This window comes from Microbulbifer mixtoriginis (SeqCode), assembly GCF_052467235.1.
On sequence record NZ_CP174305.1, the window covers coordinates 803,187 to 829,150 of the forward strand.

Below are 25,964 nucleotides of genomic sequence, written 5' to 3' on the forward strand. Positions count from 1 at the left end.
ACTCAGTTACAGTCTCTTTTCATGCGCAAACACCGGCATTATATGCCCAGCAGCAAAATTAAAGGGCCCCAACAGCTTGTTGGGCCAGCTCCCGCGCATTGAGATCAATGGCTTCGACTACGTCCAGCCCTGTCAGTTCAACGGTGGGAGTGCTATTCATTACTTTTTCTATAGCCGCAGCAATACTAGTAAATGCCAACCGTCCTTGTAAAAACGCCTCTACAGCCACTTCATTGGCCGCATTCAATACCGTGGGAGCACTGCCGCCGGCATTCATAGCTTCGCGTGCCAGACGCAGGCAGGGGAATCGCTGATAGTTTGGCGCTTCAAAATCCAGGCGGCCCTGCGCTATCAGGTCGAGTGCAGGAACCCCAGCATCTATGCGGGTGGGAAAGGCCAGTGCGTGAGCGATGGGGGTGCGCATATCTGGGTTACCCATCTGCGCCAACAGGGAGCCATCCCGATATTGCACCATGGAATGCACAATACTCTGTGGGTGCACGACCACTTCAATTTGCTCTGGGCTGGCGCTGAACAAATAACAGGCCTCAATAAACTCCAACCCCTTATTCATCATGGTGGCCGAATCTACTGAAATTTTCCGTCCCATCGACCAATTGGGGTGTGCGCAAGCTTCCTCGGGGGTCACTCGATGTAAATCACCGGCTAGGCGTGTGCGGAAAGGGCCGCCGGAACCGGTTAGCAAGATTTTTTCCACTCCCGCCCCCTCCAAGCTGCCAAACGGCTGGGGCAGACACTGGAAAATGGCATTGTGCTCACTGTCAATGGGCAGTAATTGGGCACCTCCTGCACGCAAAGCTTGCAGGAAAACTGGGCCGGCCATCACCAGAGCCTCTTTATTCGCGAGCAACACTTTCTTCCCAGCTTCAACTGCTGCTAAAGTTGGACGCAGCCCAGCTGCACCAACAATTGCCGCCATAACCACATCCACTTCATTCGCAGAGGCAACCTGGCATAGCCCTTCCAAACCCCAAAGGACTTCAGTAGAAACTTCCTCCCCCAGCATACTGCGCAATTGATCGGCCCCCTCTTCACCAGTCACCACCGCAAAGCGAGGGTTATATTGACGACACTGCTGGGCCAGCTCAGCGATACGCTCGCGGGCTGTCAGGGCATAGATGGTATAGCGCTGGGGGTGGCGGGAAAGCACATCGAGTGTGCTTACACCAATAGAGCCCGTAGAACCTAGGACAGTGACGACTTGTGGAGATTGCCTTTGCATAAGTGCTCGACTTACCTACGAAACTTCTTGTAACTCGACCAAAGCACCGACAGACAATGGCGGCGCAGGTCACAAGTACTGGATATAAATTGAAGTGTGGCGTACCCGTTATAAGTACTTAGGCAGCTCACTAGCGAGGGCCGCCATGGTGAAAACCGGTAAAGCCGCAGTGAGACTATCCAGCCGATCCATAACACCGCCATGCCCTGGCAGAATATGACTACTGTCTTTGATACCCCGGTGCCGCTTGAACATACTCTCCAGCAGGTCGCCAATGACTGAGGCAAGCGCAGTTACCAGTACACCAAAAGAGAACAGCACAGTATTTTTCAGAGGAAGATCAAACAGATAGGAAGTAACCAGTGCGAGTATCAAGCAGGCTCCCAAACCGCCAAAAAAACCCTCCCAGGATTTGCCGGGACTCACTTCGCGGGCCAACTTGCGCTTTCCGAACTTGCGCCCGACAAAATAAGCGCCCACATCGGCAGCGACAACAATAGCGACGACATACAATACCAGCCAGGCCCCGTGATCGAGCCCACGCAAAACCACCAGCGACAACCAGCTGGGCACCAGAACCACTAGCCCAATCAGTCCACGTACCCAACGATTGCCCCACAGCGAGGCACTGGCGGGGTAGCTCTGGACCCAGTGAAAAGCAAGCGCCCACCAACCGCAGGCTACTGCCAGGATTTGACGGGCCCGATCAATATCCGGGGATCCGAAATCCATGGAAAAAACATATTCCGCAGTGAATACCAGGGTTCCGCCCAGTGCGGCGAGAAAGACAAAACGCAGTGCGCGATTGAGGTTGGAAAGATTGGCCCACTCCCAACCACCGAGCAAAATCACGGCTACGAAAATCAGTGTGTACCATTGAATTGGTAGCAGGAACAAAACTCCAGCGAAAAGTACCAGCAATACCAGCGCAGTAATTATTCTTTGTTTAAGCACCGAAAACCCCTTTCATCTGGACCTACACTCAGCCTACTATCGCACAGCAAGCCTGAACGCCCCGGTGTAATATTCCTAAAAATTATTCGCGGACAAAAAAATGGCCGCGCATTTGGCCCGATCCCCGTCAGGCCTGCACAGCCGTGCCATCACCTTCAGCGCGCCCACCGAATCGCCGGTCGCGCTGTTGAAATGCTTTTATCGCCTCATCAAGGGCGCTTTCATCAAAATCCGGCCAGAGCGTATCGGTAAAAAATAACTCGCTATAGGCGGCCTGCCAGAGAATAAAGTTACTAATACGCTGCTCGCCACTGGATCTTATCAATAGATCCACCGATGGCAAATCCGCGAGCTGTATATGGCTTTCAACCGCATCCTCATCAATGGAGTCGAGGGACCGCTGGCCATTGACCACCTCTTCGGCAAGCTGCTTTGCCGCCTGGGCAATATCCCAGCGACCGCCATAGTCCGCAGCAATAACCAGGTCGCCCTGGGTACAGCCTCGGGTAATCTCTTCCGCTTCCGCAATGGCGCGCTGCAAGCGAGGCGAAAAACGATCCCTGCGCCCTACCACTCTCAGGCGCACGCCTTCATCACGCATACGCCTAGCTTCTTTGCGCAGATAGGAGTGAAACAGCGTCATTAGCAGCTCCACTTCCTTAGGAGGGCGCTGCCAATTTTCGCTGGAAAAAGCGAACAATGTCAGCACCTCTACACCGCGACTCCTACACGCAGACAGGAGATCGCGTATGCGCTCAACTCCAGCCTTGTGCCCAGCCGAGGGCGAGAGCCCTCTGCGGGCGGCCCAGCGCCCATTACCATCCATAATAATGGCGATATGTCGGGGGACTGGGGAGCTCAAGCTGGTACCACTATTACCCATTAAATTTCCATCAGATCTTTTTCTTTAGCTGTGAGCGCCTTATCGACATCCGCTACAAACTGATCTGTAATTTTCTGAACATCATCACCTGCACGACGCTCATCGTCCTCGGAGATCTCCTTGTCCTTGACCAAAGATTTCACCTCAGCCAGCGCATCGCGACGAATATTTCGGATGGACACACGCGCAGTCTCAGCCTCACCGCGAGCCTGGCGAATAAAGTTCTTGCGAGTCTCTTCGGTCAGCATAGGCATCGGTATACGAATAACCGCACCCGCTGTGCTTGGGTTGAGGCCCAGATCCGATTTCATAATCGCCTTTTCGATGTCTGGAACCAGGTTTTTCTCCCAGGGAGTCACCGATAAGGTGCGCGCATCCTCAACTGTGACATTGGCAACCTGAGATAGTGGAGTATCTGAACCGTAATAGGAAACATGAATACCGTCGAGAATACTCGGATGCGCACGGCCGGTGCGAATTTTATTGAAATTATTGGCCAGTGCGTCGAGCGCCTTGCTCATGCGAGTCTTAGCGTCTTTTTTGATATCTTCAATCACGATTTCACTTCCTCTTCGATTAGCGTGCCTTCCTCGCCGCCCACGACAATATTGAGCAGCGCACCGGTTTTATCCATACGGAACACCCGAACGGGCATATTGTGCTCGCGGCAGAGGCAGATCGCAGTCAAATCCATCACGCCAAGTTTTTTATCGAGCACTTCGTCATAAGTCAGCTGGTCATAGCGGGTTGCGGTAGGGTCCAGTACCGGATCAGCCGAGTAAACACCGTCTACCTTGGTGGCTTTTAGCACCAACTCAGCCTCAATTTCAATACCGCGCAGGCAGGCTGCAGAATCTGTGGTAAAAAATGGGTTGCCGGTACCCGCGGCAAAAATCAGTACCTCACCGCGCTCCAAGTAGCGAATGGCCGCGCGGCGGTCATAGTGGTCCACAATTCCGCTCATCTGAATAGAGGACATGACCCGCGAGGAGATATTGGACCTTTCCAGCGCATCTCGCAGGGCCAGGGCATTCATTACCGTAGCCAGCATTCCCATATGATCGCCGGTCACGCGATCGAGTCCGGCTGCACTCAGGGCCGCGCCGCGAAACAAATTGCCGCCGCCCACAACTAATCCAACCTGAACGCCGATACCTACCAGCTGGCCAATCTCCAGGGCCATTTTGTCCAGCACTTTAGGGCTGATACCAAAACCCTGATCACCCATCAGCTCTTCGCCGCTGAGTTTCAACAGAATTCTTTTATATTTGCGGTCTTTAATACCGGGCATTCTTCGGTCCTCTCAAATGTACCTGTTTAGTGGCCAAGTATTGCCGCCGAACATTACAACACTTTCAGTCATTTACACAGAGGGGTGCCCCGCTGTAAGCACATAGGCTCCAGCGAAGGCACCCCACCGCGAGTGAGCGCACAGGGCACCCACTATTATCAATTAAGAAGAGGACTTAACCTGTGCAGCCACTTCTGCAGCGAAGTCCACCTCTTCTTTCTCGATACCTTCGCCCACTTCAAAACGAACGAAAGAAGCTACGTCAGCGCCGGCATCTTTAACCAGCTTGCCAATGCTCACGTCAGGATTCTTAACGAAAGGCTGCTCGACCAAGCTGTTCTCTTTCAGGAACTTCTTGATACGGCCACCCATCATTTTCTCAACGATCTCAGCGGGCTTGCCTTCCATATCCGGCTGCGCCTTGATGATGTCCTTCTCTTTTTCCAGAACATCAGCAGGCATATCTTCAGGCTTATTCACCTGGGGATTTACCGCGGTTACGTGCATAGCAACGTCTTTCGCCAGCTCAACCTCACCAGCGCTCAGAGCTACCAGGGCGGCGATACGATTATTGGAGTGTACGTAGGCACCTACAACCGGAGCCTCAACCAGCTGGATTCGACGCACACCGATGTTCTCACCGATTTTCTGAACCAGTGCTTCGCGAGCAGTTTCCAGATCACCTTCCATCAGGGCTGCTACGTCCTGCTGACGCTCAGCAAATGCCTTATCGACCACCTTGGCAACAAAAGCCTGGAAGTTTTCATCGCGGGCAACGAAGTCAGTCTCAGAATTCACTTCAACCAACACACCGTAGCTGCCGTCCTCGGCTACTTTTGCAGCGACAACGCCGTCTGCAGCGGTGCGGCCAGCTTTTTTAGCAGCCTTCAGGCCGGAGGCTTTGCGCAGGTCTTCGATCGCTTTCTCGATATCGCCATCCGCTGCGGTAAGTGCTTTCTTACACTCCATCATCGGCAGGCCAGTACGCTCGCGCAGTTCTTTTACCATTGACGCGGTAATCGCCATGATTTTTTCCTCGGGGTTCTGTCACTAAAAATTAGAAAAAAGGGGCCGTAATTCGGGCCCCTTTTTAAGTTCGCAATGTAACGCTACTCCGTTACACCACTTAGCCCTGCAAATTACTCTGCAGCAGCTTCGTCATCGCTAGCTTCGACGTACTCGTCTTTGTTCACCGCGCTGCCAGCTTCCGCTGCACCGGCGAGCACCGCGTCAGCTGCAACAGTGGTGTACAGCTTGATTGCACGGATAGCGTCGTCGTTACCGGGAATTACATAGTCAACACCAGCGGGATCGCTATTGGTATCGACAACACCGATTACCGGAATACCAAGCTTGTTAGCTTCCTGGATGGCGATGCGCTCGTGCTCAACGTCGATTACGAAAATCGCGTCGGGCAGGCCGCCCATGTCTTTGATACCACCGATGGAGCGGTCAAGCTTTTCCATCATACGGGTGCGCATCAGAGCTTCTTTTTTGGTCAGCTTTTCGAAAGTGCCATCTTGAGACTGGGCTTCCAGCTCACGGAAACGCTTGATGGACGCGCGGATGGTTTTGTAGTTGGTGAGCATACCGCCCAGCCAGCGGTTGCTGACGAAGGGCTGGCCACAGCGCTCAGCCTGCTCTTTGATAGATTTCTGTGCAGCACGCTTGGTGCCAACGAACAGAATCTTTTTCTTTTGAGCAGCCATCCCCTTGATCACCTGCAGGGCTTCGTTGAAGGCCGGTACAGTGTGCTCCAGGTTGATGATGTGAATCTTGTTGCGGGCACCAAAGATGAATTGACCCATCTTCGGGTTCCAGTAGCGGGTCTGGTGACCAAAGTGAACACCAGCCTGCAGCATATCGCGCATGCTTACTTGCGGCATAATAAACCTCTATATATACGGGTTAGTCCTCCACACATCCCATGCGTCAACCCCTATCGAGGCACCCAGACACATGTGTCGATGCGTGTGCGGCATTTTCACCCCGGAAGCATTCCGGAGCGGCGCGCTTTATACCACAATCGCACAGCTGAGTGAAGGACGCGGACAAATATGGTGCGAATGAGTGCGCCGATTCGCTCGCTGAATAGTGTCAAGCCCTGACGCTATGCCCCACCACCGGCAATCCGCTACAATGCCCGCCTTCACAGATAGACTTAAGGACACGCATGACCTCAGCCATAAAGACGCCGGAACAAATTGCCAAAATGCGCACCGCGGGCCGCCTCGCCGCAGAGGTCCTGGAAATGATTGGCGAATATGTGGTCCCTGGTGTCACAACGGAAGAACTGGACCGCCGCTGCCACGACCATATTGTCAATGTGCAGAAAGCCATTCCCGCCTGCCTCGGCTATCGAGGCTTCCCAAAGTCCATTTGCACCTCGGTCAATGAAGTGGTCTGCCACGGAATACCCTCTGAAAGCAAAGTCCTCAAAAAGGGCGACATCATTAATATTGACGTCACCGTGATCAAGGATGGATGGTACGGCGACACCAGCAAGATGTTCTTTGTCGGCAAGCCCGCTGCACACGCCGAGCGACTGGTGCGCGTAACCCAAGAATGCATGTACAAGGCTATTGAGATAGTGCGCCCGGGTACCAGCCTCGGTGATATTGGCCATGTGATCCAGCAGCATGCCGAAAAGAATTACTACTCCGTCGTACGCGACTTCTGCGGTCACGGTATCGGCGATGTCTTCCACGAAGAACCTCAGATATTGCACTACGGCCAGCCCGGAACTGGCGAAGTTTTGCAGGAGGGCATGACCTTCACTATTGAGCCGATGATCAATGCCGGCAAAGCCGCAACCCGCGTTCTCGGCGACGGCTGGACGGCAGTCACCAAGGACCGCCGCCTATCGGCGCAGTGGGAGCACACCATGGTGGTCACCAGCAACGGGGTTGAGGTACTGACCGCACGCGGTGAGGAAAAGTTTTAATCGCAAACTCTCCCCGCTCCAATTAAAGATGCACAGTCCCGCTGCCGCGCGGCGGGACACTGCCAAACGGACTTCAGTCATGCAGCCGGCCAATATCCCTTACTTCGAGCGCCCCCTGTTCTTCTTCGATCAAACCCGCTTTCGCCGGGACTTGGCTTCCCGTGAAAAACCGCCCTTGCAAGTATTTAAAGATGCGATTGGCGCTGCCGAGCACCAGATGGCTGAACGTTTTCGCGAGGGGGAAGATGTGGCCACCCTCGTGCATGAGCGCGCCTTATTCATCGACTGCCTGTTGCACTACGCCTGGCATCAGTACAGCTGGAGACCGGGCGCCAGCTTGCTGGCCGTCGGAGGCTATGGGCGCGGGGAGCTACACCCCCATTCCGATATCGACCTGTTGATCCTCACCGAAGAACGGGCCGATAATGAAACAGTCGACAACATAGAGCGCCTTATTACTTTCCTCTGGGATTTGGGCTTGGAGATCGGTCACTCAGTGCGCAACGTAAAAGAGTGCCTGGCGCTGGCCGCCGAGGACATCACCGTCATCACCAATCTCACCGAGTCCCGTACTGTAGTGGGTGATAGCAAACCCGGCGAACGGCTTGCGGCCGGGATGGAGGGTGGCAAACTTTGGTCCACCGAGGACTTCTTCAAAGCCAAGCTGGCGGAACAGGATGAGCGCCACAACCGCCAGCAGGCAGCGGAATATATTCTCGAGCCCAATATCAAAAACGCACCCGGCGGGCTGCGCGATATCCAGACTATCTCTTGGGTAGCGAAGTACTTTTTTCGGGTGCGCACGCTCAGACAACTGCAGGGCAAGGCCTTTTTCACTGAGGAAGAATTCGCCATCCTGCAGTCCGGCGAAAGCTTCCTCTGGCGTGTGCGCTACGGCCTTCACCTGCTTGCCGGACGCGCCGAGGAGCGACTACTGTTCGACTACCAGAGGGAGCTAGCCAAACAATTTGGCTATGAAGACAGCGACACCCAGCTGGCAGTTGAGCAATTTATGCACAACTACTATCGCATCGTAATGGCCCTACGCGAGCTTAACGATGTATTGCTGCAGTATTTAGGCGAGGTGATCCAACAAGGGGGTGAGCAGGCTATCACCCCCATCAATGAGCGCTTCCAACTGCGCGGCGGCGCGATTGAAGCCGCCTATCCGCAGGTGTTTAATCAGCACCCCTCTGCGCTATTGGAAATCTTTGTGTTGATGGCCAGGCACCCGCAGATTACCCGGGTGCGTGCCTCAACTATCCGCCTGATCCGGGAGCACCGCCACTTGATCGATGAGCGCTTTCGCGCGGACTCCGCCAACAGCGAGCTGTTTATGGAACTGCTGCGTTCTGCGCGCGGACTCTCCACACAGCTGTCGCGCATGACCCGCTACGGTATTCTCGGGCGCTACCTGCCAGAATTCGGCCGCGTTACCGGGCAAATGCAGCACGATCTCTTCCATATCTACACTGTGGACGCTCACACCTTGCAGGTGGTGCGCAATATGCGCAGTTTTCGCGGCCCCGAAGCACGCGAGAAATTCCCGATCGCCGCGGAGATCCTCGAGCGGTTGCGCCAGCCCGAGCTGCTGTATATTGCCGGTCTCTACCACGATATCGCCAAGGGTCGCGGCGGCGACCACTCAAAGCTGGGCGTGGTGGACGCCGCCGAATTCTGCCAGCGCCACCAACTGCCAGCACGCGACCGCCGCTTAGTGTGCTGGCTGGTGGAAAAGCATCTATTGATGAGCCAGGTATCCCAAAAACAGGACATCAGCGACCCGGAGGTGGTGCATGCCTTCGCCCGCGAGGTGGGCGACCGCGAACACCTGGATTACCTCTACGCCCTCACAGTAGCCGATATCAACGCCACCAACCCAGAGCTTTGGAACAGCTGGCGCGCCAGCCTGATGCGCCAACTCTACCAGGCCACCCAACACGCCCTGCGCCGTGGTTTGGAGAATCCCGTCGATCGGGAGGAAATCATCGAGGAGACCCGCAGCCTGGCACTGGAAAAGCTGAGCGCCCTCGGTCTGCCAGAGGCCTCCATAGAAAATATCTGGGCGCAAATGGGCGAGGACTACTTTGTGCGCGAGAGCGCCGACAACATCGTTTGGCACACAGCAGCCATCCATGAGCTGCACAGCAACAGCCCGCTGCTGCCGAGCGACACCCTGGTACTAACGCGCAACTCGGGCCCCGGTGAGCACGATGGCGCCACCCAGGTTTTCGTCTATACCCCCGACCGCGCCAATGTGTTCGCCGCCGCAGTCACCGGACTCGATATGCTCAACCTGAACGTGCACGACGCGCGCCTTTACAGTTCGGCCTCAGGTTATACCCTGGATACTTTTTATGTACTGGATGAATCTGGACAACCCCTGCTCGACGAACCCCAGCGCCTGCAGCAAATTCGCGAAACCCTACAAGAGGAGCTGCAACTGGTGGAGGATTACTCCAAGGTGATCCAACGGCGCACCCCGAGGCGCCTAAAGATGTTTTCACTGGAGAGCCGCGCGCACCTATCCACAGAACCGGGAGATCAGTACAGCACGCTGGAAATCACCAGTGCTGATAGACCGGGCCTGCTGGCCCTGATTGCACGCACCTTTGTCACACACGATCTGCGCCTGCACAATGCCAAGATCTCCACTCTTGGGGAGAGGGTGGAGGATATTTTCCATATCACCGACGCCGAGGGGCGCGCGCTCTGCAATGCCGAGACCAACCGCGCTCTGGAGCAGGCCATTTGCCGGGAGCTGGATGACCACACAGCGCCGTAATATCACCAATGACGAGCGGATAAGAACGCCATGAATCCAAACCTGGACAAGCTGCAGCCCTACCCTTTTTCCAAGTTACAGGCACTGAAAGCGGGCCTGCAGCCGGCGAACAAACCCCATATCGCCCTCTCCATCGGCGAACCGAAACACGAGCCGCCCAAATTCGTACAGAGAGCGCTAGTCGCGTACCTGGATAAAATCTCCGCCTACCCGCTCACCATAGGCCTTGAACCCCTGCGCCAGGCAATTGCCGACTGGCTGGGCGCCCGCTTCCAACTCAAACAGGTGAGTGCCGATTCCCAGGTGCTGCCAGTAAACGGCACCCGCGAAGCGTTATTCGCCTTCGCACAGGCCACAGTCACGCCGGGCAGTAAAGTACTGATGCCCAACCCCTTCTACCAGATTTACGAGGGGGCGGCCCTGCTCGCCGGCGCCGAGCCGCACTTTATCAACTGTCTCGCCGACAATAGTTTTAACCCAGACTTCAGCTCGGTGTCCGAATCGGTGTGGCAGCAGTGTGAACTGCTCTACCTGTGCTCACCGGGCAATCCCACAGGCGCCCTGCTAGGGATCGACGATTTGCAATCACTCATCAAGCTTGCAGACCGCTTCAACTTCACCATCGCCTCAGATGAGTGCTACTCGGAACTCTATTTCGATGAGAGTGCGCCGCCGGCCGGGCTGCTGCAAGCCTGCGAGCAAATGGGCCGCAGCAACTATCACCGCTGTGTAGTTTTTCACAGCCTGTCGAAGCGCTCCAATTTGGCTGGGCTGCGCTCCGGGTTTGTTGCCGGCGACGCTCAGCTGCTGGAGAAATTCCTCCTCTATCGCACCTACCACGGCTGCGCAATGCCGCTACCCAACCAATACGCCTCTATTGCCGCCTGGCAGGATGAAGAGCACGTACGCGAAAATCGCGCACTCTACCGACAAAAGTTCGACGCGGTGCTCGATATTCTCGACGGCTGCTTAGAAGTACAAAAACCACAGGCCAGCTTTTACCTGTGGCCGCGAGTCGGCAACGGGGAGGAGTTCGCCAGAGAGCTATACCGCCAGCAAAACATCACGGTTTTGCCGGGCTCTTTCCTCGCCCGCAATAGCGAGGGAGTAAATCCAGGCCGCGAGTATGTACGCATGGCCCTGGTGGCCACATTGGAAGAATGCATAGAGGCTGCAGAGCGCATCAAGGAATTTTGCCGGCAAACCTGACAGGCGAACTAATCCAACAGACACCGTAACCCAGGAGCCCCACCCAGGCACAGACGAGAATGGCAGTAAAAAATTTACTCAAGCAAGAGCGCGTGGATTTTATTCTACAGCGCCTGGAAGAACTCTATCCGCAGACCCCGATTCCGCTCGACCACAAAGACTCCTACACCTTGTTAGTCGCCGTACTACTCTCGGCGCAGTGTACCGATGAGCGCGTAAACCAGATCACCCCCGCCCTCTGGCAGTTGGCCGACAACCCGGAGGATATGGCTCTAGTACCCGTGGAGGATATTCAAGCGGTTATCCGCCCCTGCGGTTTATCACCGCAAAAATCCAAAGCCATCAGCAAGCTGTCACAAATTCTCGTCAACGAATACCACAGTAAAGTGCCGGAAAATATGGCCGCCCTGGAAACCCTGCCCGGCGTCGGCCACAAGACCGCAAGTGTGGTAATGTCCCAGGCATTTGGTCACCCGGCCTTCCCTGTGGACACCCATATTCACCGCCTGGCGCAGCGCTGGGGACTCACCAGCGGTAAAAATGTCACCCAGACCGAGAAAGATCTAAAAAGGCTATTCCCCAGAGAAAAGTGGAATAAATTGCACCTGCAGATTATTTTTTATGGCCGCGAGTACTGCTCGGCACGCGGCTGCGACGGCACAGTCTGCGAAATCTGCACCACCTGCTATCCCAACCGCAAAACCCCCAAGAAAACCAAAAAGGCGTAACTGTGATTACTCTGTACGGCATTAAAAACTGCGACACCGTAAAAAAAGCCCGCAAATGGCTGGAAAAGAATGGGGTCGACTATCAGTTTCACGATTTCCGTGAAGACGGCATGGACAATGTGCCCCTAAAAGCCTGGCTGAATAAATTTGGCTGGCAGGAAGTGCTGAATCGCCGCTCCACCAGTTGGCGCGCCCTGAGCGAAGCACAGAAAAACACAATGGACAACGCCAGCGCTTTGACCCTGGCCATCGAGACCCCCACCCTGATCAAGCGTCCAGTGACCAGCTCAGGCGGCACTACCCACTTCGGTTTTAAAGAGCAAGAGTTCGCCGCACTTACCGGCCAAGCCAACTAGGAGAAAAAAATGAGCGATATCTACAGCATTGGATTCGGCGTTGGCACCTGTAATAGCAAGGGCGACTGGCTGGAAGTCTTCTATCCAAAACCGCTGTTCAAACCCAGTGCAGAAATAGCCAAAGCGGTGACCGAGACCCTACATATCGAAAGCGGCAACCACAGCCTGCCTCTCGACGCGACCCTGCTCCACAGCCTCACTGAAAAACTGCACAGTGCCGGGGCGGGCGAACAGGCGGAGATCCTACAGCAGTTCGCCAACAGCCACCGACCTCTGGTAGTGGCCGTACTTTCCAGCGACGAGGCGCCACAGACAGTACCTGAAGCCTATTTAAAATTACATTTGCTTTCCCACCGGCTGGTGAAACCCCACGAAACGAATCTCGAAGGTATCTTCGGCAAACTGGTCAATGTGGCCTGGACCAATCAGGGCGCGATCGACCTGGAAGAACTGCCACAGCGCCAACTGGAAGCGCGCCTGAACGGAGAGCACTTGGAAGTTGCCTGTGTCGACAAATTTCCCAAGATGACCAACTACGTGGTGCCCACGGGCGTGCGTATCGCCCACACCGCGCGTGTGCGTCTCGGCGCCTATCTCGGTGAGGGCACCACGATCATGCACGAGGGCTTCGTCAACTTTAACGCGGGCACCGAGGGACCGGGCATGATCGAAGGCCGCATCTCGGCCGGCGTTTTTGTCGGTGCTGGCTCCGATCTGGGTGGCAGCAGCTCCACCATGGGTACTCTCTCCGGCGGCGGAAACATAGTGATTTCCGTGGGCGACAACTGCCTGCTGGGTGCCAACGCCGGTATCGGCATCCCCCTGGGGGATCGCTGCACCGTGGAAGCGGGTTTATATATCACCGCTGGGACCAAAGTGGCCCTACTGGACGACAGCGGCAAACTGGTCGAATACATCAAAGCACGCGAATTGGCCGGAAAGTCCGACCTCCTGTTCCGCAGAAATTCCACCAATGGCGCCGTTGAATGTTTAACGAATAAGAGTGCCATTGAGTTGAATGCAGCTCTGCACAGCAATTAAAACCTGACCCTGCGGGGCCCCGGCCCCGCCCGCTCTCCATCTGCATAAATTCCGATAACAACGCACCTGATCAACTAAAAGGATTATTCCGTGACCCCCACACTGCAACTGGCCTTTGACCTTATCCGCCGTCGCTCCGTAACCCCCGAGGACGCAGGCTGTATGGATCAGATGATTGAGCGGCTGGAAAAAATTGGGTTCAAGGTGACAAAGTTGCGCCGTGGCGATACCGATAATTTTTGGGCGGTGCGCAACGGGCAAAGCATAGGCCCACTGCTCGCCTTCGCCGGACACACCGATGTAGTGCCGAGCGGGCCGGAGGAAAACTGGAGCAGCCCACCCTTCGAACCACAAATCCGCGATAACTTTTTGTATGGTCGCGGTGCGGCCGATATGAAGGGCTCACTGGCAGCAATGGTGGTGGCCTGCGAGGAATTTATCCATCAGCACCCCGATCACAGCGGTCGCATCGCCTTTTTGATCACCAGCGACGAAGAGGGGCCGGCAATCAACGGCACAGTCAAAGTCGTTGAGTGGCTTGAGGAGCAGGGAGAAAAAATAGACTGCTGTATTGTCGGTGAGCCCTCCAGCAGCGAGCGCGTCGGCGATATTATCAAGAATGGAAGACGCGGCTCCCTGGGCCTTGAATTAAAAGTCTTCGGTGTACAGGGACATGTGGCCTATCCACATCTGGCGGAAAACCCAATTCATAATTTGGCCCCAGCTCTCGCTGAACTGGCCGCAGAAGAGTGGGATCAGGGCAACCAATTTTTCCCAGCCACCAGCTTCCAAGTTTCCAACATTAGCGGAGGTACAGGAGCAACCAATGTGATTCCCGGTGAGGTGGATCTGCTCTGTAACTGGCGCTTTTCTACAGAATCCACCGCCGAAGAACTGGAGGCCCGTGCCCGAGCAATCCTGGATAAGTACAACTTAAAATATGAAGCGAACTTTAATTTGTCCGGGCACCCCTTCCTCACTGCCGAGGGTCCACTGGTCCACGCTGTAGAGCAAGCGATTCAAAAAATCACAGGAAAGGAAACAGAATTATCGACGGCCGGGGGCACTTCCGATGGCCGCTTTATCGCTCCAACAGGAGCGCAAGTAGTGGAACTGGGGCCGGTCAATGCCACTATTCACAAAGTTGATGAGAGAGTCAAAGCCGACGATTTGGATATACTTAAGGAAATCTATCGGGAAGTACTTAGGGAGCTTCTAACCTGAGCTTACTGCCCCAGACGATAATTATTTATTAATTGCACGGACTATCCCACTAAATACACGGATCGGCTTATTCGCCTCCTAACCAACTGCCTCTGCGGTATGCTCCTTCCGATAACAAAATGGAGGAGCCCGCAGATCATGAACAGACTATTGAAAATAGCCGCGGCGATATTAATCGCCAGTCCTGCCCTCGCTGAAGAGCAACCCACTAACTTCAGCTATGAGGATGTATTCAATCTCGAGTATGCCAGCGACCCTCAGTTCAGTAACGACGGAAAGAGTATTTACTACGTCCGCAACTCCATGAACAAAATGGCGGACAACAAGCGGGCAAACCTATGGCGCATCAGTGCCGACGGCAAGGACCACCGCCCACTGACCTCAGGAGATTACTCGGATTATTCGCCACGCCTATCCCCGGACGGTAAAACAATTGCCTTTATCAGTTCCCGCAGCGGCAGCTCCCAGATACACCTAATGTGGCTCGACAACGGCCAAAATCTGCAGATCTCCCACCTGCCAAAATCCCCTTCAAATATTCAGTGGTCACGAGACGGCAAACAAATTGCCTTCACCATGTTTGTGCCAGAGAGCAAACCGCTCCCGGTTGAACTACCCGGTGCCCCCGAGGGCGCAGAGTGGGCAAAACCACCTCAGTTTATCGACCGCAGTATTTATCGTGCGGACGGCATGGGTTATCTCAAGCAGGGGCACACCCAGGTATTTGTCATCCCCCGTGAGGGCGGCACGCCGCGTCAGCTTACCAGCGGTGAGTTCGATCACGGCAGTAGTCTCGCCTGGAGTAAAAACAACGACGCTATTTACTTTTCTGCAAACCGCCACCCCGATCACGAGATCGAATTGATGAACTCTGAAATTTATAGAGTAAATCTCAAGGATGGCAAAATCGAGCAGATCACCGAAAGATTCGGGCCCGATCACCATCCGCAGATTTCCCCCGATGGTAAAAAGCTCGCCTACCTGGGATTCGAGGATCAACGGCTCGGGTACCAACAACACAGCCTGCGCATCATCGATCTCGACAGCGGCGAGTCTCGCAAAGTGCAAACCGCTAAAGACCGCAGTATCTCCAGCTTCGACTGGCTCGGCGACAGTAAACGTATCGCTTATAGCTACGACGATCAGGGCTCCACAAAAATTGCCATTAAAAAAATTGGTGGTAGCGACACTGTAGTCGCCAGTGATGCTGGCGGTCTATCGCTGGGGCGACCTTACTCGGGCACTCACTTTGCCACATCCAAGCGCGGAGCTATTGCTTACACGCAAACCAATCCGCAACATCCGGCAGAGCTGGCTTTGGCCCAAAATGGCAAAGTAAAAGCGCTGACCAGCCTCAATAACGATGTGATGCCGCTGCGCAATATGGCCCGTGTGGAGGAAATCAATTACAAGTCCAGTTTTGATGGCCGCGATATACAGGGCTGGGTCGCCTACCCGCCAAATTTCGACCCGAAGAAAAAATATCCCCTGCTGTTGGAAATTCACGGCGGGCCCTTCTCTAACTATGGCCCCCGGTTTGCCGCCGAGGTGCAACTTTTTGCCGCCGCCGGCTATGTAGTTCTCTACACAAACCCACGGGGCTCCACCAGCTACGGGCATGAATTTGCCAACCTGATTCATCACAATTACCCGAGCCAGGATTACGACGATTTAATGGCCGGTGTCGATGCAGTAATCGACCAAGGTTATATCGATGAGGGGCAATTATTCGTTACCGGCGGCAGCGGCGGCGGCACCCTAACGGCCTGGATTATCGGCAAAACTGACCGATTCCGCGCAGCAGTAGTTGCCAAACCGGTAATCAACTGGGAGAGCTTCGTTTTAACTGCAGATTACTCCAGGTTCTTTACCAAATACTGGTTCTCAGGCATGCCCTGGGAAAAACCGGAGGAGTATCGACGCCGCTCACCGCTGACTTATGTGGGCAATGTCACTACGCCCACTATGCTGCTTACCGGAGAGGAGGATTACCGCACACCGATGTCCGAAACAGAGCAGTTTTACCAGGCACTGAAGTTGAACGATGTGGAAGCTGCAATGGTACGAATTCCAGGCGCCTCTCACAGTATTGCCGCAAGACCCAGCCAGATGATTGCGAAAGTGGCTTCTATTTTGTACTGGTTTGATCAGCATAAGCCGGATAGAGAAAGAGTAAATGAGAACTTAGCTAGTAAATAGCCAATATTCTTAAACTAAAAGTGTGGGCAAAAAGCCCACACTTTTCCTACCAATGCATCTAATACAAAATTAAGGGTGAATCAAAGTTGCCTATTAGCCACCCCTGAGTCTACAATTTTATTCCCCTCTGCATAAAGGCGGCATTTTCCATAAACCTTATAACGCTGCCGAGATTTCTCGCAGAGATTAAGGGCATCATCATTTGCAGATTCCTGATTAACATTCTTCTCAGAAAAGCCCACAACAAAAGCCCCCCTAAAATCTAAAGCCAACGCGAAGGCTTTTTCCCCTGACATACCCTGGTATTTAGTAATGCCTTCTCCCAGACCTTCTTTCACAGGTTTAGCGGATAAACGAGGGCTGCTAACATTTTCAATTTCCCTGCGCATTGAACTTAGGCGAGCCTCCCTTTCCAAATTGGATAGCTGTACCATTAGGGGGCTGACAACCTGAGAGAAATATTCTTTCTCACGGCTAATATAAAGCTCATGGGCATACCACCATGCTATACCTGTGTGCCTTGGCGCACGTAAATAAGCCTGCTCCAGCATTTCTAGATAACTTTCTCTTGGATACCCTAGTACCTGCATTGCAATTGCAAGTTCATACCAATAAACAGGCACATCATCATGGGAATTAACAAGCTTAATATACTCATCTCGTATATCGGCTACTACGCTTAAATTGAGACCCTCTGCTTTCGAGAGTTCTTCAGCTAGCCTTATGCGTGTCTGAACTTCCAGGAACCATTTTTCATCGTGAAATTCAGCGGGAATAGAGCTTAACCACTCTCTTGCCCGAAGATAATCTCCACTCTGAAACTCTGCAGAAGCCATCGCTGAATTTAACTGATAACTATGAACACCCTGCTCTTTGGCATAATCAATGAATTCTTTTAATTTGTTAGACTTCTGCCCTGAAACCGCCATAAATTGCGCAATCTCTAAAATTGCATCTTCTTGGGAAAGCTGCCTTACGCTCTTAGCAAAATTAGCCATATTCATTTTAGGCATGCGCATTGTATAGTACCCAAAATCAGACTTTGATAATCGAAGATATTGGGATTCTAACTCTTCAAAACTCATACCCAACTCATCCCAAAGTGGTCGCGCCTCATCTGAGCTCTTACTATATCCTTCTAAATACCGCTGCAAAGCTTTAACACGATGCGGATCAAAAAGCAGCCAATGCGCCAGCATCCAACCGTTAGCATATAAGGCTTCTCTCTCATTATTACTTAAAGAGCCATTCTTTGCTGTAAGGAGTTCCTTTAAAGATAACTCATCCAAATGACTTAAAGTAATTGCTCGACTTACTGGTATCATCCCCAGCTCATATTCTTCCCCATGAAAACTAACAGTTGAAAAGACTTCCGCCACACCCTCACTAAACCAATAAGGAAGATTCGATGAGTTACGCCCATAAGTAAGGAAATGTATATATTCGTGAAATAAAATCTGGCGTGCCGGGTTACCAGGGTAATATTGGTTTCCAGATAGGTTCACTAAAGCAAAGCTACCATGAGAGGTATTTTGAAATAAACCTACAACTCTCTGGGTATCATCCCTACCAGTAACTCCTTTAAAACTCAATCTATCTGAAAGAGCATATACAGTTAACTTTTGCTGATCTGGAATAAAATTAATATGCTTTGTAGCTGCTACTCTAAGTCTTTCAAGATCATCAGCCAACTTCTCTACCTTGTCCGGCTTCCCATTGGTGACAATGCGAAAATGCTCGGTCTCCACCTCATACCAATTCGAGCTTATTAATTTTTGAGAAGCAGAACACCCTCCAAAAAAGAAAACAAGAAAGAAAAGAAATACAGGGAAAGGTTTAAAAAATAAGAACTTGTGAAATATTTTGGCGCTCATTTAGATCCCTTAAAGGCCTTATTAAAGTTAAATAAAATTTAAAATTACCCATTAGACGACCCACAAAGAAGCAACCTCAAGAGGTCGGGGGTCTCGAATAAACTGGAAGAATCACTCTCCGATTTAAACTTGGTACCACTTGAGAGAAAAGAAAAGCTAGAAAAACCTTATTTCCGCTTATGATAACAAGGCCATAGCTTTTACATTGAGGAGAAGAATATGAAATCTTATACAGATCTTTTAGCCTTTATTGATAAGCATATCGGTGTTGGGTCAGTAGAAAAACAGCCGGCTGTAAACTAGTAGTAAGCTAATACCACCCCGGACTTTCCAGCACCAGTTGAGCTATCAACTGGTGCTTTCACAAAGAAACGACCTTTTAGTGGAGCTGTCCTGAAGCCTGGGAGGGCTCCTCGACGGGACTCACTGGCTCGTCTAAGCCATGTGACAGTACAAAATAATAAATCACCTGCATCTGCCCATGGATTTCTGTCATCAGGTCGAAGTTATACTCTCCCCTTTCCCCTGGGCCCACCTGTACAGAAGCAATATGTGAGGGCTCAATAAAGAACTCCGCTACCGGGCGTTTGCCGCGCATCACTTGTACAAGCAGTGTGCGGGTATCCTCCTCTGCAAAGCGCCAGTAGTAGTCATCATCATCGTAAACAACGCTCTCTGGAGTACCAGCTCGGAGAATGCAGTTGGGATGCTCGGCCAGCCAGGGCCAGAAATCTTTAAAGGGGATCGTCTGTGGCATGAAGATTTAGTCATCCAGCTCGACGACACTGGCGGCACCGCCAGCGAGAGTGAACTCATCAGCGATTTGTTTGCACCAGAGGTTGAGACGCTCAGCAGTCATCTCTTCCTGTTGGTCTTCATCAATAGCGAGCCCCATAAATTTGCCCTCGCCCTCGATCTCCGCTTTGGAGGCCTCAAACTCATAGCCTTCGATCGACCACAAACCGACAATGGCCGCTCCCCGACCGACAATCACATCGTGCAACATGCCCATAGCGTCTAAGAAATAATCGCCATAACCAAACTGGTCGCCCAGGCCAAACAGGGCCACCGTCTTGCCGCTGAAGTCGATTTCCTGCACATCCTCCCAGAACTCCTCCCAGTCGGATTGGATCTGGCCGAAATCCCAGGTGGGAATACCAAAAATCAGCTGCTCGTAGTTGGCAATGTCCAACTGTGTGACATCGGCTATATCAAACAGGTCTACCCGCTCCTCACCCAGGCGGGCACGGATGCGCAGGGCTATAGATTCGGTATTGCCTTCGTCACTGCCATAAAACAAGCCGATTTTGCTCACAGTCATTCCTCTTCGCCCAATCCGGGCCACACTAGATACCTATTGGCGGGGCGGCGTATTCTCCCAGCAAAGGCGGGGCACGGCAAGCTGACCAAGGCTGTACCTCGGCACAAAAAAGCCCCCATAATTGTGGGGGCAAAGGGTTATGAACCGACCGGGCCTCTGGGGAAGGGTGCGCCCGGTGGATCGCACAAGGAGTCTGCGATTTGGGGATATCAGCTCTCGGTAGCGCGGCGCTCAAGGCGCTCTTCACGCCACTTCATGCGGCGCTCTTTGCGCTGCTCTTTCAACTCTTCAAATTTTGCTTTCTGCTCATCTGTGAGTAACGCCTCGAACTGCTGGCGCAGTTGGAAGTGGCTCTGCATTTTTTGCACCTGCAACTTGCCTAATTCTGCCCCGAGCTGGTCTAGGGTGGCTTGGTCTGCACCAGTCTCCAGAGCCGTATGGATTTGCTTGCGCAGCTCTTGTAACTGCTGCCGCTGGGCATTCCTGCTTTCGCTATTGCTATCTCTGTTAGCCTTCAACTGCGCTTTCTGGCCCTCAGTCAGTTCCAGCTTGCGCGCCATATACTCAAATCCGCGCTTGTGATGGCCGTCCTCAGCGCCAAACGCCATAGTAGCTACAGGGGCAGCCATTACTCCGGCCAAGGCCAGGCTACTCAGCACCAGCTTCCAGTTTTTCATCACTCCGTCCTCACGTTTGTATTCAGTGATTTCATAGTAAGTCGGGCCTGTGTAAACAGGGGCAAACCCCGGTAAACATTTGTTAAGAACGGTAAAAAGGCCGCAGAGCTGTGATAACTAGCGCCAACGCTTTGCATATAATGGCCCCACAGCAATTGAGAGAACATCATGAGCCGCATCCTTCTAATCGACGACGACACAGAATTAACTGATCTGCTGAGGGAGTACCTCACCGGAGAGGGCTTTGATGTAACTGCCGCCAACGACGGTGGCCGCGGATTGGAATTGGCCCAAAGCCAGCACTTTGATGCCCTGGTGTTAGATGTGATGCTACCGGTGCACAATGGCTTTGATGTACTGCGCAAGCTGCGCGAGGAGGCCTCTCCCACCAGCCGCTCCCTGCCGGTTATTATGCTGACCGCCAAAGGGGACACCGTAGACCGAATCGTGGGCCTGGAAATGGGTGCCGACGACTACTTACCCAAACCCTGTAATCCCCGCGAGTTGGCAGCGCGCCTGCGCGCAATCTTGCGTCGCGGTCGGGTTGAGGTAGAAAATAACGACGACAGCCTTAGCAGCGGCCCGTTGCGCCTGCTACCAACCGAGCATCAGGCCTATTGGAGTGACCAAGCCCTATCCCTGACAGGGGCCGAATTTTCTGTGCTCAAGGTGTTAGTGCAAAGTGCTGGGGATGTAGTGGGCAAAGAGGTACTCACCGAGAATGCCCTGGGGCGTAAACTGATGCCCTACGACCGCTCCATTGATGTACATGTCAGCAACATTCGCAAGAAGCTCGCGGACAAAGGCGCCAGCCGTGATCTGATTATCAATATACGCGGCGCCGGTTATATGCTCACCCAGGCCAAGCAGTAGGTAGTATCAAAATGCGCAGCCTCTTCTGGAAAATGTTTTTTGGCGCATGGATCACCGCCATGGTGATGGTGGTTGCCGCCATTTACATTACCCATTTTGGCGAGTTTGGTGACCCCCGCCAGGAAGAGCGCTGGGAGGGGCCCGCACTGTTTCGAGAGGTCATGCGCAATATGCGTATCGCTCGCCGCCACGGGCCCGAGCAATTTCAGCACTGGCTGGAACGCGCGCCGAAGAAGGTTAAGCGGCGGGTTTACGCAATAGATAGCGAAGGCAACGACCTGCTGGGGAGACCACTGCCGCAGAACATGGCGCCGCTGATCAACAGCCTCGACTACCGCAATCGCGAGGCCCATATGCTGGTGGATAACAAACCTACCGTGGGCTTCTTCCTGCCACTGCGCACAGGCGACCCTCTGCGTATTGCCCTGGTTGCCGGAGATAGTAAAGAGGGGCTGCTACTGCGATTCCTTTGGCGCAACTTCTGGCCCATGCTGCTGCTCTCGATGATTGCCTCAGGCATTGCCTGTTATTGGCTGGCCAGCTACCTGAGCCGACCTTTAGAACAACTGCGCGCCGCTACCAAGCGTGTTGCCGCCGGCGAATTGGATTACCGGGTCGCCCCCAGCCTGCGCACCCGCAACGATGAATTGACCGACTTGGCGCTGGACTTCGACTCCATGACCGCCCAGCTTCAGGAGTCCATGTCCGAACAACGTCGCCTGATTAAAGATGTGTCCCACGAATTGCGCTCGCCCCTGGCACGATTGCAGGTAGCCCTTGCCATCGCCCGCCAGAAGCAAGTTGTAGGGCTCGATACTGAACTGGATAAAATCGGCAAAGCGGCGGACTATCTCGAAGATATTATCGCCGACGTTCTCTCCCTGCCGGTCAGCAACCAAGAGCAGCGCCCACTGGATGACGTAGTAGAGCTCAACAGTTTGCTCTCAGCGCTGATCGACGACCTGCAGATCGAAGCGACGGATAAACATCTCGGCTTTGATATGAGCGCGAGTGGTGAAGAGCTGCTTGTCGCCACTCGCGGCAGCTCCCTGACCGCTGCGCTGGAGAATATCTTGCGCAATGCGATCAAATACAGCCCCAGCCACGGACTCGTGCGGGTACTGGTACAGGAGTCCGCAGACAGCTGCAGTATCTCTGTAATCGACTCTGGCTCCGGCGTGGAAGAATCCGACCTAGAAGCCATATTCCGCCCCTTCTACCGCACAGATAGTGCCCGCACTCGCGAGAGTGGTGGTTTTGGCCTGGGACTAGCTATCGCCCAACGCACGATATTGCATCACGGTGGCAGCATTACCGCGCGCAATCACCCCGGTGCCGGCCTCTGTGTCGAGATCAAGCTGCCACTTATCCATCTCAGCGACGATTAAACCGCAGAGGAACTGCTATAACCTTGACTAGTGCCGGCTATTCGCCGGCAATCGGGGTCAGCGACCCCGAAAATAGCAAAGGGCCCCGCTATGCGCTGGATACTCTATATCTTCGTATTTCTGATACTACTGCTCCTAGCCGGTTATCTGTTTCCCCGTGAAGTCTCCTTGGAGCGCAGTATCTACATCGACAAACCACCCCAAACCATATTCCCTTACGTCAACGACTATCGAAAATTCAACAGCTGGTCCCCCTGGCGACATATAGATCCCGCCATGGAATATAAATACAGCGGTCCAGAAACGGGGGTGGGGGCAACCATGAGTTGGCATGGCGAAAACTCCAATGAGGGCAGCGGAACCCAGACCATCATCGCCAGCACGCCGGACTCAACAGTACTCAACAAGCTTAATTTTGGTGACGGCAGTGAAGCCTCCGCGGAGTTCAGGTTAATGCCCCAAAACGGCGGCACCCAGGTTGTCTGGAGCTTTAATACCGACACCGGTGGCGGCCCAAGGGAGCGCTGGATGGGGCTGGCTATCAAGAAAATGGTGGGGGAGTCCTACGAACAAGGACTGGCAAAGCTCAAGCAACTGATGGAGTCCAGCACCAAAACCGAGGGAGCCAATAAGGAGGAGACTAATGACACCAGTAATTCGGTGTCCGATATTCCCTCCGATGTCGACGACGCCATGGGTGGTGGCCCGCAGGGCGTACAGGCTGAGATGCAGAATCAACAGCAGGAAGAGGCTGGAGAAACTCCTGAAAATGAAGAGCAAAAGGAGAACCAGCCGTAGGCTAAAGCTAGCACCCAAGCACGAAAAAGCCCGCAGGATGCGGGCTTTTTCGTAAAAAAACTTAACTGTATCAGGACTTATTACGACGCTGCGCAGGTACCGGTGACTTGCGCAGTTTGCGCCTCTGGCGCTCCAGGTTCTGTTTCTCCCCCTGGGTTAGCGGTCGCTGGCCCAGCTTGGGCAGACCGGCGGTGATACAGAGGTCGTCAATTTCCCTGGGCTCCATCTCAATCCACTGGCCCACACGTACGTGGGATGGAATAAATACACTGCCATAGCGCACCCGCTTCAGGCGGCTCACGCGCACCCCCTGGGACTCCCACAAACGGCGCACCTCGCGATTGCGCCCCTCCATCACCACGCAATAAAACCAGCGGTTTCTACCCTCGCCGCCGCTTTCGACAATATCGGTAAAGCGCGCGGAGCCGTCATCCAATAGCACCCCTTTAAGCAGGCGTCGCTTCATCTCCTCATCCACATCTCCCTGGATGCGCACAAGGTATTCGCGATCGATCACCGATGAGGGGTGCATCAACTTGTTGGCCAGCTCGCCACTATTGGTAAACAGCAGCAGACCACTGGTGTTGAAATCCAGGCGGCCAACGGATATCCAGCGGCCGGTTTTCAGCCGGGGCAGGCGGTCGTAAACCGTGGGGCGCCCTTCCGGATCGTGGCGCGAGCAGATTTCGCCGACAGGTTTGTTGTATAGGATTACCCGGCAGCGGTTTTCCCCGCTGGAGGGCAAGCCCTGGCCATCAAATTCAATATGATCCGCACTGGTCACCCGTTCGCCGAGTTCCGCTACTTTTCCGTTAACGGTCACGCGACCCGCATCGATCGCGCGCTCCATCTCACGCCGCGACCCCAGGCCGCTGCGCGCTAATACTTTTTGCAATTTTTCGCCTGCTGGCGAGGTGCCATCACTCATGGGGTGGTGTTTTCCGCTTGCACTACTTCTTGGGAATCTTCATCGACATCGCTACTTCCCGGCTCCTCTTGATCGGTTGCAGCCTCAGTGTCGATATCACCAAACAGGCTGCTTTTGGGCAGTGTTGCCGCGATAGGGGCTTGTGGCTCCCCAGCGTCGTCGTCCTGTTCAATTTCGCTTTCATGTTCTTTTTCCGGAGTTGACCCCTCCTCGGCGTCAACACTCAAAGGCTCAGAAGCCTCTGGGCTTTCAGACTGCGTCTGCGCCAACTCCCATTCATCTTCCGGCGCCTCATCCTTGATCTCTTCTTGCGCCTCTGTGGATAACTCAGCTACTGCCACATCATCACTTTCGGCAGCTTCGGTCTCTATCTCGGGCTGCTCGCCATCGGTCTCTAGCTGTATATTGGCCTCCGCAGCGATTTCCTCAAGCGCTGCAGCGACCCGGGCATCCTCCTCAGCATCGGTATCCGTTTCCGCATCTTCAGATTCCTGCTGCTCCTCACTTTCCAGTGCGCCGGCCTCCTCTTCCGTTTCCACACTCACCTGCTCGCCCTCTGAAAGTTCCTCTCCCTCAGCGGCGAGTGCAGCCGCGATTTCCTCGGGGGGGAGCCCCTCTGATTCGAGAATCTTATTCAAGCTCTCGATATCACGGATTTCAGCCAAAGTGGGCAAGTCATCCAGGGAGGACAGATTGAAATAATCTAGGAAATCCCTGGTAGTCGCGTAGAGGGAGGGCTTGCCGGGCACATCTCGGTGACCAACCACCTTGATCCAACCTCTATCCAACAGGGTTCTCACTATCTGGGAGCTGACCGCAACCCCGCGGATCTCCTCAATATCCCCACGGGTGACCGGCTGACGGTAAGCAATAATCGCCAGTGTTTCCAGAGTTGCGCGGGAATACCTTTGCGCTTTTTCCTCCCATAGACGGTTCACCCAGGGGGCCAGATCTTCCGGCACCTGGAAGCGCCAACCACTGGCAACTTTTTTCAGCTCAAAACCGCGCCCGGCACAACTCTCGGCAATCTCACCGAGCACATCCCGTAGGGTTGTGGCGGAGGGGCGCTCCTCCTCGTCCAACAAGGACAACAATTTTTCCTCACTAAGGGGCTGAGCCGAAGCTAACAAGGCGCCCTCCAGGATTCTGCGCAGTAATTCCGGAGCGATTGTCATCTTATTGTTCCAACTCTTCTTCTCTGGGCTCCACCTGCCCCTCAGAATGTGACTCCTGATCACTCAAGTCGTG

At 53.9% G+C, this 25,964-nt stretch carries 24 protein-coding genes; 11 read left to right on the forward strand and 13 right to left on the reverse strand.

The annotated features are described in order from the left end of the window. Positions 1 to 58 precede the first annotated feature (58 nt). The 7 genes from ispC to rpsB form a co-directional block, all read right to left on the reverse strand. Positions 59 to 1,243, reverse strand: a complete 1,185-nt coding sequence (gene ispC, locus ACJJIO_RS03580) for a 1-deoxy-D-xylulose-5-phosphate reductoisomerase (RefSeq protein WP_444910170.1) — start codon at positions 1,241 to 1,243, stop codon at positions 59 to 61. A gap of 108 nt (positions 1,244 to 1,351) precedes the next feature. Then, the gene (locus ACJJIO_RS03585) at positions 1,352 to 2,197 is read right to left on the reverse strand and encodes a phosphatidate cytidylyltransferase (RefSeq protein ID WP_252082663.1); all 846 of its coding nucleotides are present in this window, start codon (positions 2,195 to 2,197) and stop codon (positions 1,352 to 1,354) included. Positions 2,198 to 2,324: 127 nt separating this feature from the next. Further along, a complete protein-coding gene (gene uppS / locus ACJJIO_RS03590; RefSeq protein WP_444886826.1) occupies positions 2,325 to 3,080 on the reverse strand; it encodes a polyprenyl diphosphate synthase in 756 nt (251 codons plus the stop codon). Continuing rightward, positions 3,080 to 3,637, reverse strand: a complete 558-nt coding sequence (gene frr / locus ACJJIO_RS03595) for a ribosome recycling factor (protein ID WP_444886827.1) — start codon at positions 3,635 to 3,637, stop codon at positions 3,080 to 3,082. The genes uppS and frr overlap by 1 nt, the downstream gene beginning before the upstream one ends. After that, complete coding sequence (gene pyrH, locus ACJJIO_RS03600) at positions 3,634 to 4,371, reverse strand: UMP kinase (RefSeq protein ID WP_152452478.1); 738 nt, start codon at positions 4,369 to 4,371, stop codon at positions 3,634 to 3,636. The genes frr and pyrH overlap by 4 nt, the downstream gene beginning before the upstream one ends. 162 nt (positions 4,372 to 4,533) lie before the next feature. Continuing rightward, a complete protein-coding gene (gene tsf, locus ACJJIO_RS03605) occupies positions 4,534 to 5,397 on the reverse strand; it encodes a translation elongation factor Ts (protein ID WP_444910171.1) in 864 nt (287 codons plus the stop codon). Positions 5,398 to 5,510: 113 nt separating this feature from the next. Next, complete coding sequence (gene rpsB, locus ACJJIO_RS03610; protein ID WP_252082670.1) at positions 5,511 to 6,257, reverse strand: 30S ribosomal protein S2; 747 nt, start codon at positions 6,255 to 6,257, stop codon at positions 5,511 to 5,513. Positions 6,258 to 6,544: 287 nt separating this feature from the next. Between rpsB and map the strand changes: the two genes are divergently transcribed. The 8 genes from map (at position 6,545) to ACJJIO_RS03650 (ending at position 16,857) form a co-directional block, all read left to right on the forward strand. Beyond that, a complete protein-coding gene (gene map / locus ACJJIO_RS03615) occupies positions 6,545 to 7,315 on the forward strand; it encodes a type I methionyl aminopeptidase (protein ID WP_252082672.1) in 771 nt (256 codons plus the stop codon). A gap of 79 nt (positions 7,316 to 7,394) precedes the next feature. Continuing rightward, positions 7,395 to 10,100, forward strand: coding sequence for a [protein-PII] uridylyltransferase (locus tag ACJJIO_RS03620; protein WP_444910172.1), 2,706 nt, complete (start codon positions 7,395 to 7,397; stop codon positions 10,098 to 10,100). Positions 10,101 to 10,130: 30 nt separating this feature from the next. Then, positions 10,131 to 11,309: a succinyldiaminopimelate transaminase gene (gene dapC / locus ACJJIO_RS03625; RefSeq protein ID WP_444910173.1), complete on the forward strand. Its 1,179-nt coding sequence runs from the start codon at positions 10,131 to 10,133 to the stop codon at positions 11,307 to 11,309. Positions 11,310 to 11,368: 59 nt separating this feature from the next. Beyond that, the gene (gene nth / locus ACJJIO_RS03630) at positions 11,369 to 12,037 is read left to right on the forward strand and encodes an endonuclease III (protein WP_444910174.1); all 669 of its coding nucleotides are present in this window, start codon (positions 11,369 to 11,371) and stop codon (positions 12,035 to 12,037) included. A 2-nt stretch (positions 12,038 to 12,039) separates the two neighbouring features. Next, positions 12,040 to 12,393 carry an ArsC family reductase gene (locus tag ACJJIO_RS03635; RefSeq protein WP_444884175.1) on the forward strand — a complete coding sequence of 118 codons (354 nt, stop codon included), beginning with the start codon at positions 12,040 to 12,042 and terminating at the stop codon, positions 12,391 to 12,393. Between the two features lie 9 nt (positions 12,394 to 12,402). Further along, a complete protein-coding gene (gene dapD / locus ACJJIO_RS03640; protein ID WP_252082679.1) occupies positions 12,403 to 13,434 on the forward strand; it encodes a 2,3,4,5-tetrahydropyridine-2,6-dicarboxylate N-succinyltransferase in 1,032 nt (343 codons plus the stop codon). 90 nt (positions 13,435 to 13,524) lie between these two features. Beyond that, positions 13,525 to 14,658: a succinyl-diaminopimelate desuccinylase gene (dapE, locus tag ACJJIO_RS03645; RefSeq protein WP_444910175.1), complete on the forward strand. Its 1,134-nt coding sequence runs from the start codon at positions 13,525 to 13,527 to the stop codon at positions 14,656 to 14,658. A gap of 138 nt (positions 14,659 to 14,796) precedes the next feature. Further along, positions 14,797 to 16,857, forward strand: a complete 2,061-nt coding sequence (locus ACJJIO_RS03650) for an alpha/beta hydrolase family protein (protein ID WP_444910176.1) — start codon at positions 14,797 to 14,799, stop codon at positions 16,855 to 16,857. 80 nt (positions 16,858 to 16,937) lie between these two features. Here the strand turns inward: ACJJIO_RS03650 and ACJJIO_RS03655 are convergent, their stop codons facing one another. The 4 genes from ACJJIO_RS03655 to ACJJIO_RS03670 all read right to left on the reverse strand — a co-directional run bounded on the left by ACJJIO_RS03655 (position 16,938) and on the right by ACJJIO_RS03670 (position 20,729). Further along, entirely contained in the window at positions 16,938 to 18,731 is a 1,794-nt protein-coding gene (locus ACJJIO_RS03655) for a hypothetical protein (RefSeq protein ID WP_444910177.1), read from the reverse strand. Between the two features lie 379 nt (positions 18,732 to 19,110). Then, positions 19,111 to 19,488 carry a hypothetical protein gene (locus ACJJIO_RS03660; RefSeq protein WP_444910178.1) on the reverse strand — a complete coding sequence of 126 codons (378 nt, stop codon included), beginning with the start codon at positions 19,486 to 19,488 and terminating at the stop codon, positions 19,111 to 19,113. Positions 19,489 to 19,494: 6 nt separating this feature from the next. Next, entirely contained in the window at positions 19,495 to 20,046 is a 552-nt protein-coding gene (locus ACJJIO_RS03665) for a flavodoxin (protein ID WP_444910972.1), read from the reverse strand. Positions 20,047 to 20,261: 215 nt separating this feature from the next. Further along, complete coding sequence (locus ACJJIO_RS03670) at positions 20,262 to 20,729, reverse strand: Spy/CpxP family protein refolding chaperone (RefSeq protein ID WP_444910179.1); 468 nt, start codon at positions 20,727 to 20,729, stop codon at positions 20,262 to 20,264. A 168-nt stretch (positions 20,730 to 20,897) separates the two neighbouring features. Between ACJJIO_RS03670 and ACJJIO_RS03675 the strand changes: the two genes are divergently transcribed. From ACJJIO_RS03675 to ACJJIO_RS03685, 3 genes are all read left to right on the forward strand, one after another. After that, positions 20,898 to 21,602 (forward strand): response regulator, encoded by a 705-nt coding sequence (locus tag ACJJIO_RS03675; protein ID WP_444884168.1) that lies wholly within the window; start codon positions 20,898 to 20,900, stop codon positions 21,600 to 21,602. A gap of 11 nt (positions 21,603 to 21,613) precedes the next feature. Beyond that, positions 21,614 to 22,990, forward strand: coding sequence for an ATP-binding protein (locus ACJJIO_RS03680; protein ID WP_444910180.1), 1,377 nt, complete (start codon positions 21,614 to 21,616; stop codon positions 22,988 to 22,990). Positions 22,991 to 23,080: 90 nt separating this feature from the next. Next, a complete protein-coding gene (locus ACJJIO_RS03685; RefSeq protein WP_444910181.1) occupies positions 23,081 to 23,788 on the forward strand; it encodes an SRPBCC family protein in 708 nt (235 codons plus the stop codon). A 70-nt stretch (positions 23,789 to 23,858) separates the two neighbouring features. Here the strand turns inward: ACJJIO_RS03685 and rluB are convergent, their stop codons facing one another. Both rluB and scpB read right to left on the reverse strand, forming a co-directional pair. Continuing rightward, positions 23,859 to 24,716 carry a 23S rRNA pseudouridine(2605) synthase RluB gene (gene rluB, locus ACJJIO_RS03690; RefSeq protein ID WP_444902814.1) on the reverse strand — a complete coding sequence of 286 codons (858 nt, stop codon included), beginning with the start codon at positions 24,714 to 24,716 and terminating at the stop codon, positions 23,859 to 23,861. After that, positions 24,713 to 25,891, reverse strand: a complete 1,179-nt coding sequence (gene scpB, locus ACJJIO_RS03695; protein ID WP_444910182.1) for an SMC-Scp complex subunit ScpB — start codon at positions 25,889 to 25,891, stop codon at positions 24,713 to 24,715. The genes rluB and scpB overlap by 4 nt, the downstream gene beginning before the upstream one ends. Positions 25,892 to 25,964 lie beyond the last annotated feature (73 nt).

Excerpts from the sequence above, each read along its gene's own strand:
- rluB (WP_444902814.1), bottom strand. The coding sequence starts at position 24,716 with ATGAGTGATGGCACCTCGCCAGCAGGCGAAAAATTGCAAAAAGTATTA.
- ACJJIO_RS03680 (WP_444910180.1), top strand. The coding sequence starts at position 21,614 with ATGCGCAGCCTCTTCTGGAAAATGTTTTTTGGCGCATGGATCACCGCC.
- ACJJIO_RS03675 (WP_444884168.1), top strand. The coding sequence starts at position 20,898 with ATGAGCCGCATCCTTCTAATCGACGACGACACAGAATTAACTGATCTG.
- dapC (WP_444910173.1), top strand. The coding sequence starts at position 10,131 with ATGAATCCAAACCTGGACAAGCTGCAGCCCTACCCTTTTTCCAAGTTA.
- ACJJIO_RS03650 (WP_444910176.1), top strand. The coding sequence starts at position 14,797 with ATGAACAGACTATTGAAAATAGCCGCGGCGATATTAATCGCCAGTCCT.
- rpsB (WP_252082670.1), bottom strand. The coding sequence starts at position 6,257 with ATGCCGCAAGTAAGCATGCGCGATATGCTGCAGGCTGGTGTTCACTTT.
- ACJJIO_RS03685 (WP_444910181.1), top strand. The coding sequence starts at position 23,081 with ATGCGCTGGATACTCTATATCTTCGTATTTCTGATACTACTGCTCCTA.
- ACJJIO_RS03670 (WP_444910179.1), bottom strand. The coding sequence starts at position 20,729 with ATGAAAAACTGGAAGCTGGTGCTGAGTAGCCTGGCCTTGGCCGGAGTA.
- ispC (WP_444910170.1), bottom strand. The coding sequence starts at position 1,243 with ATGCAAAGGCAATCTCCACAAGTCGTCACTGTCCTAGGTTCTACGGGC.
- tsf (WP_444910171.1), bottom strand. The coding sequence starts at position 5,397 with ATGGCGATTACCGCGTCAATGGTAAAAGAACTGCGCGAGCGTACTGGC.
- nth (WP_444910174.1), top strand. The coding sequence starts at position 11,369 with ATGGCAGTAAAAAATTTACTCAAGCAAGAGCGCGTGGATTTTATTCTA.
- dapD (WP_252082679.1), top strand. The coding sequence starts at position 12,403 with ATGAGCGATATCTACAGCATTGGATTCGGCGTTGGCACCTGTAATAGC.
- scpB (WP_444910182.1), bottom strand. The coding sequence starts at position 25,891 with ATGACAATCGCTCCGGAATTACTGCGCAGAATCCTGGAGGGCGCCTTG.
- uppS (WP_444886826.1), bottom strand. The coding sequence starts at position 3,080 with ATGGGTAATAGTGGTACCAGCTTGAGCTCCCCAGTCCCCCGACATATC.
- pyrH (WP_152452478.1), bottom strand. The coding sequence starts at position 4,371 with ATGCCCGGTATTAAAGACCGCAAATATAAAAGAATTCTGTTGAAACTC.
- map (WP_252082672.1), top strand. The coding sequence starts at position 6,545 with ATGACCTCAGCCATAAAGACGCCGGAACAAATTGCCAAAATGCGCACC.
- ACJJIO_RS03660 (WP_444910178.1), bottom strand. The coding sequence starts at position 19,488 with ATGCCACAGACGATCCCCTTTAAAGATTTCTGGCCCTGGCTGGCCGAG.
- ACJJIO_RS03655 (WP_444910177.1), bottom strand. The coding sequence starts at position 18,731 with ATGAGCGCCAAAATATTTCACAAGTTCTTATTTTTTAAACCTTTCCCT.
- ACJJIO_RS03620 (WP_444910172.1), top strand. The coding sequence starts at position 7,395 with ATGCAGCCGGCCAATATCCCTTACTTCGAGCGCCCCCTGTTCTTCTTC.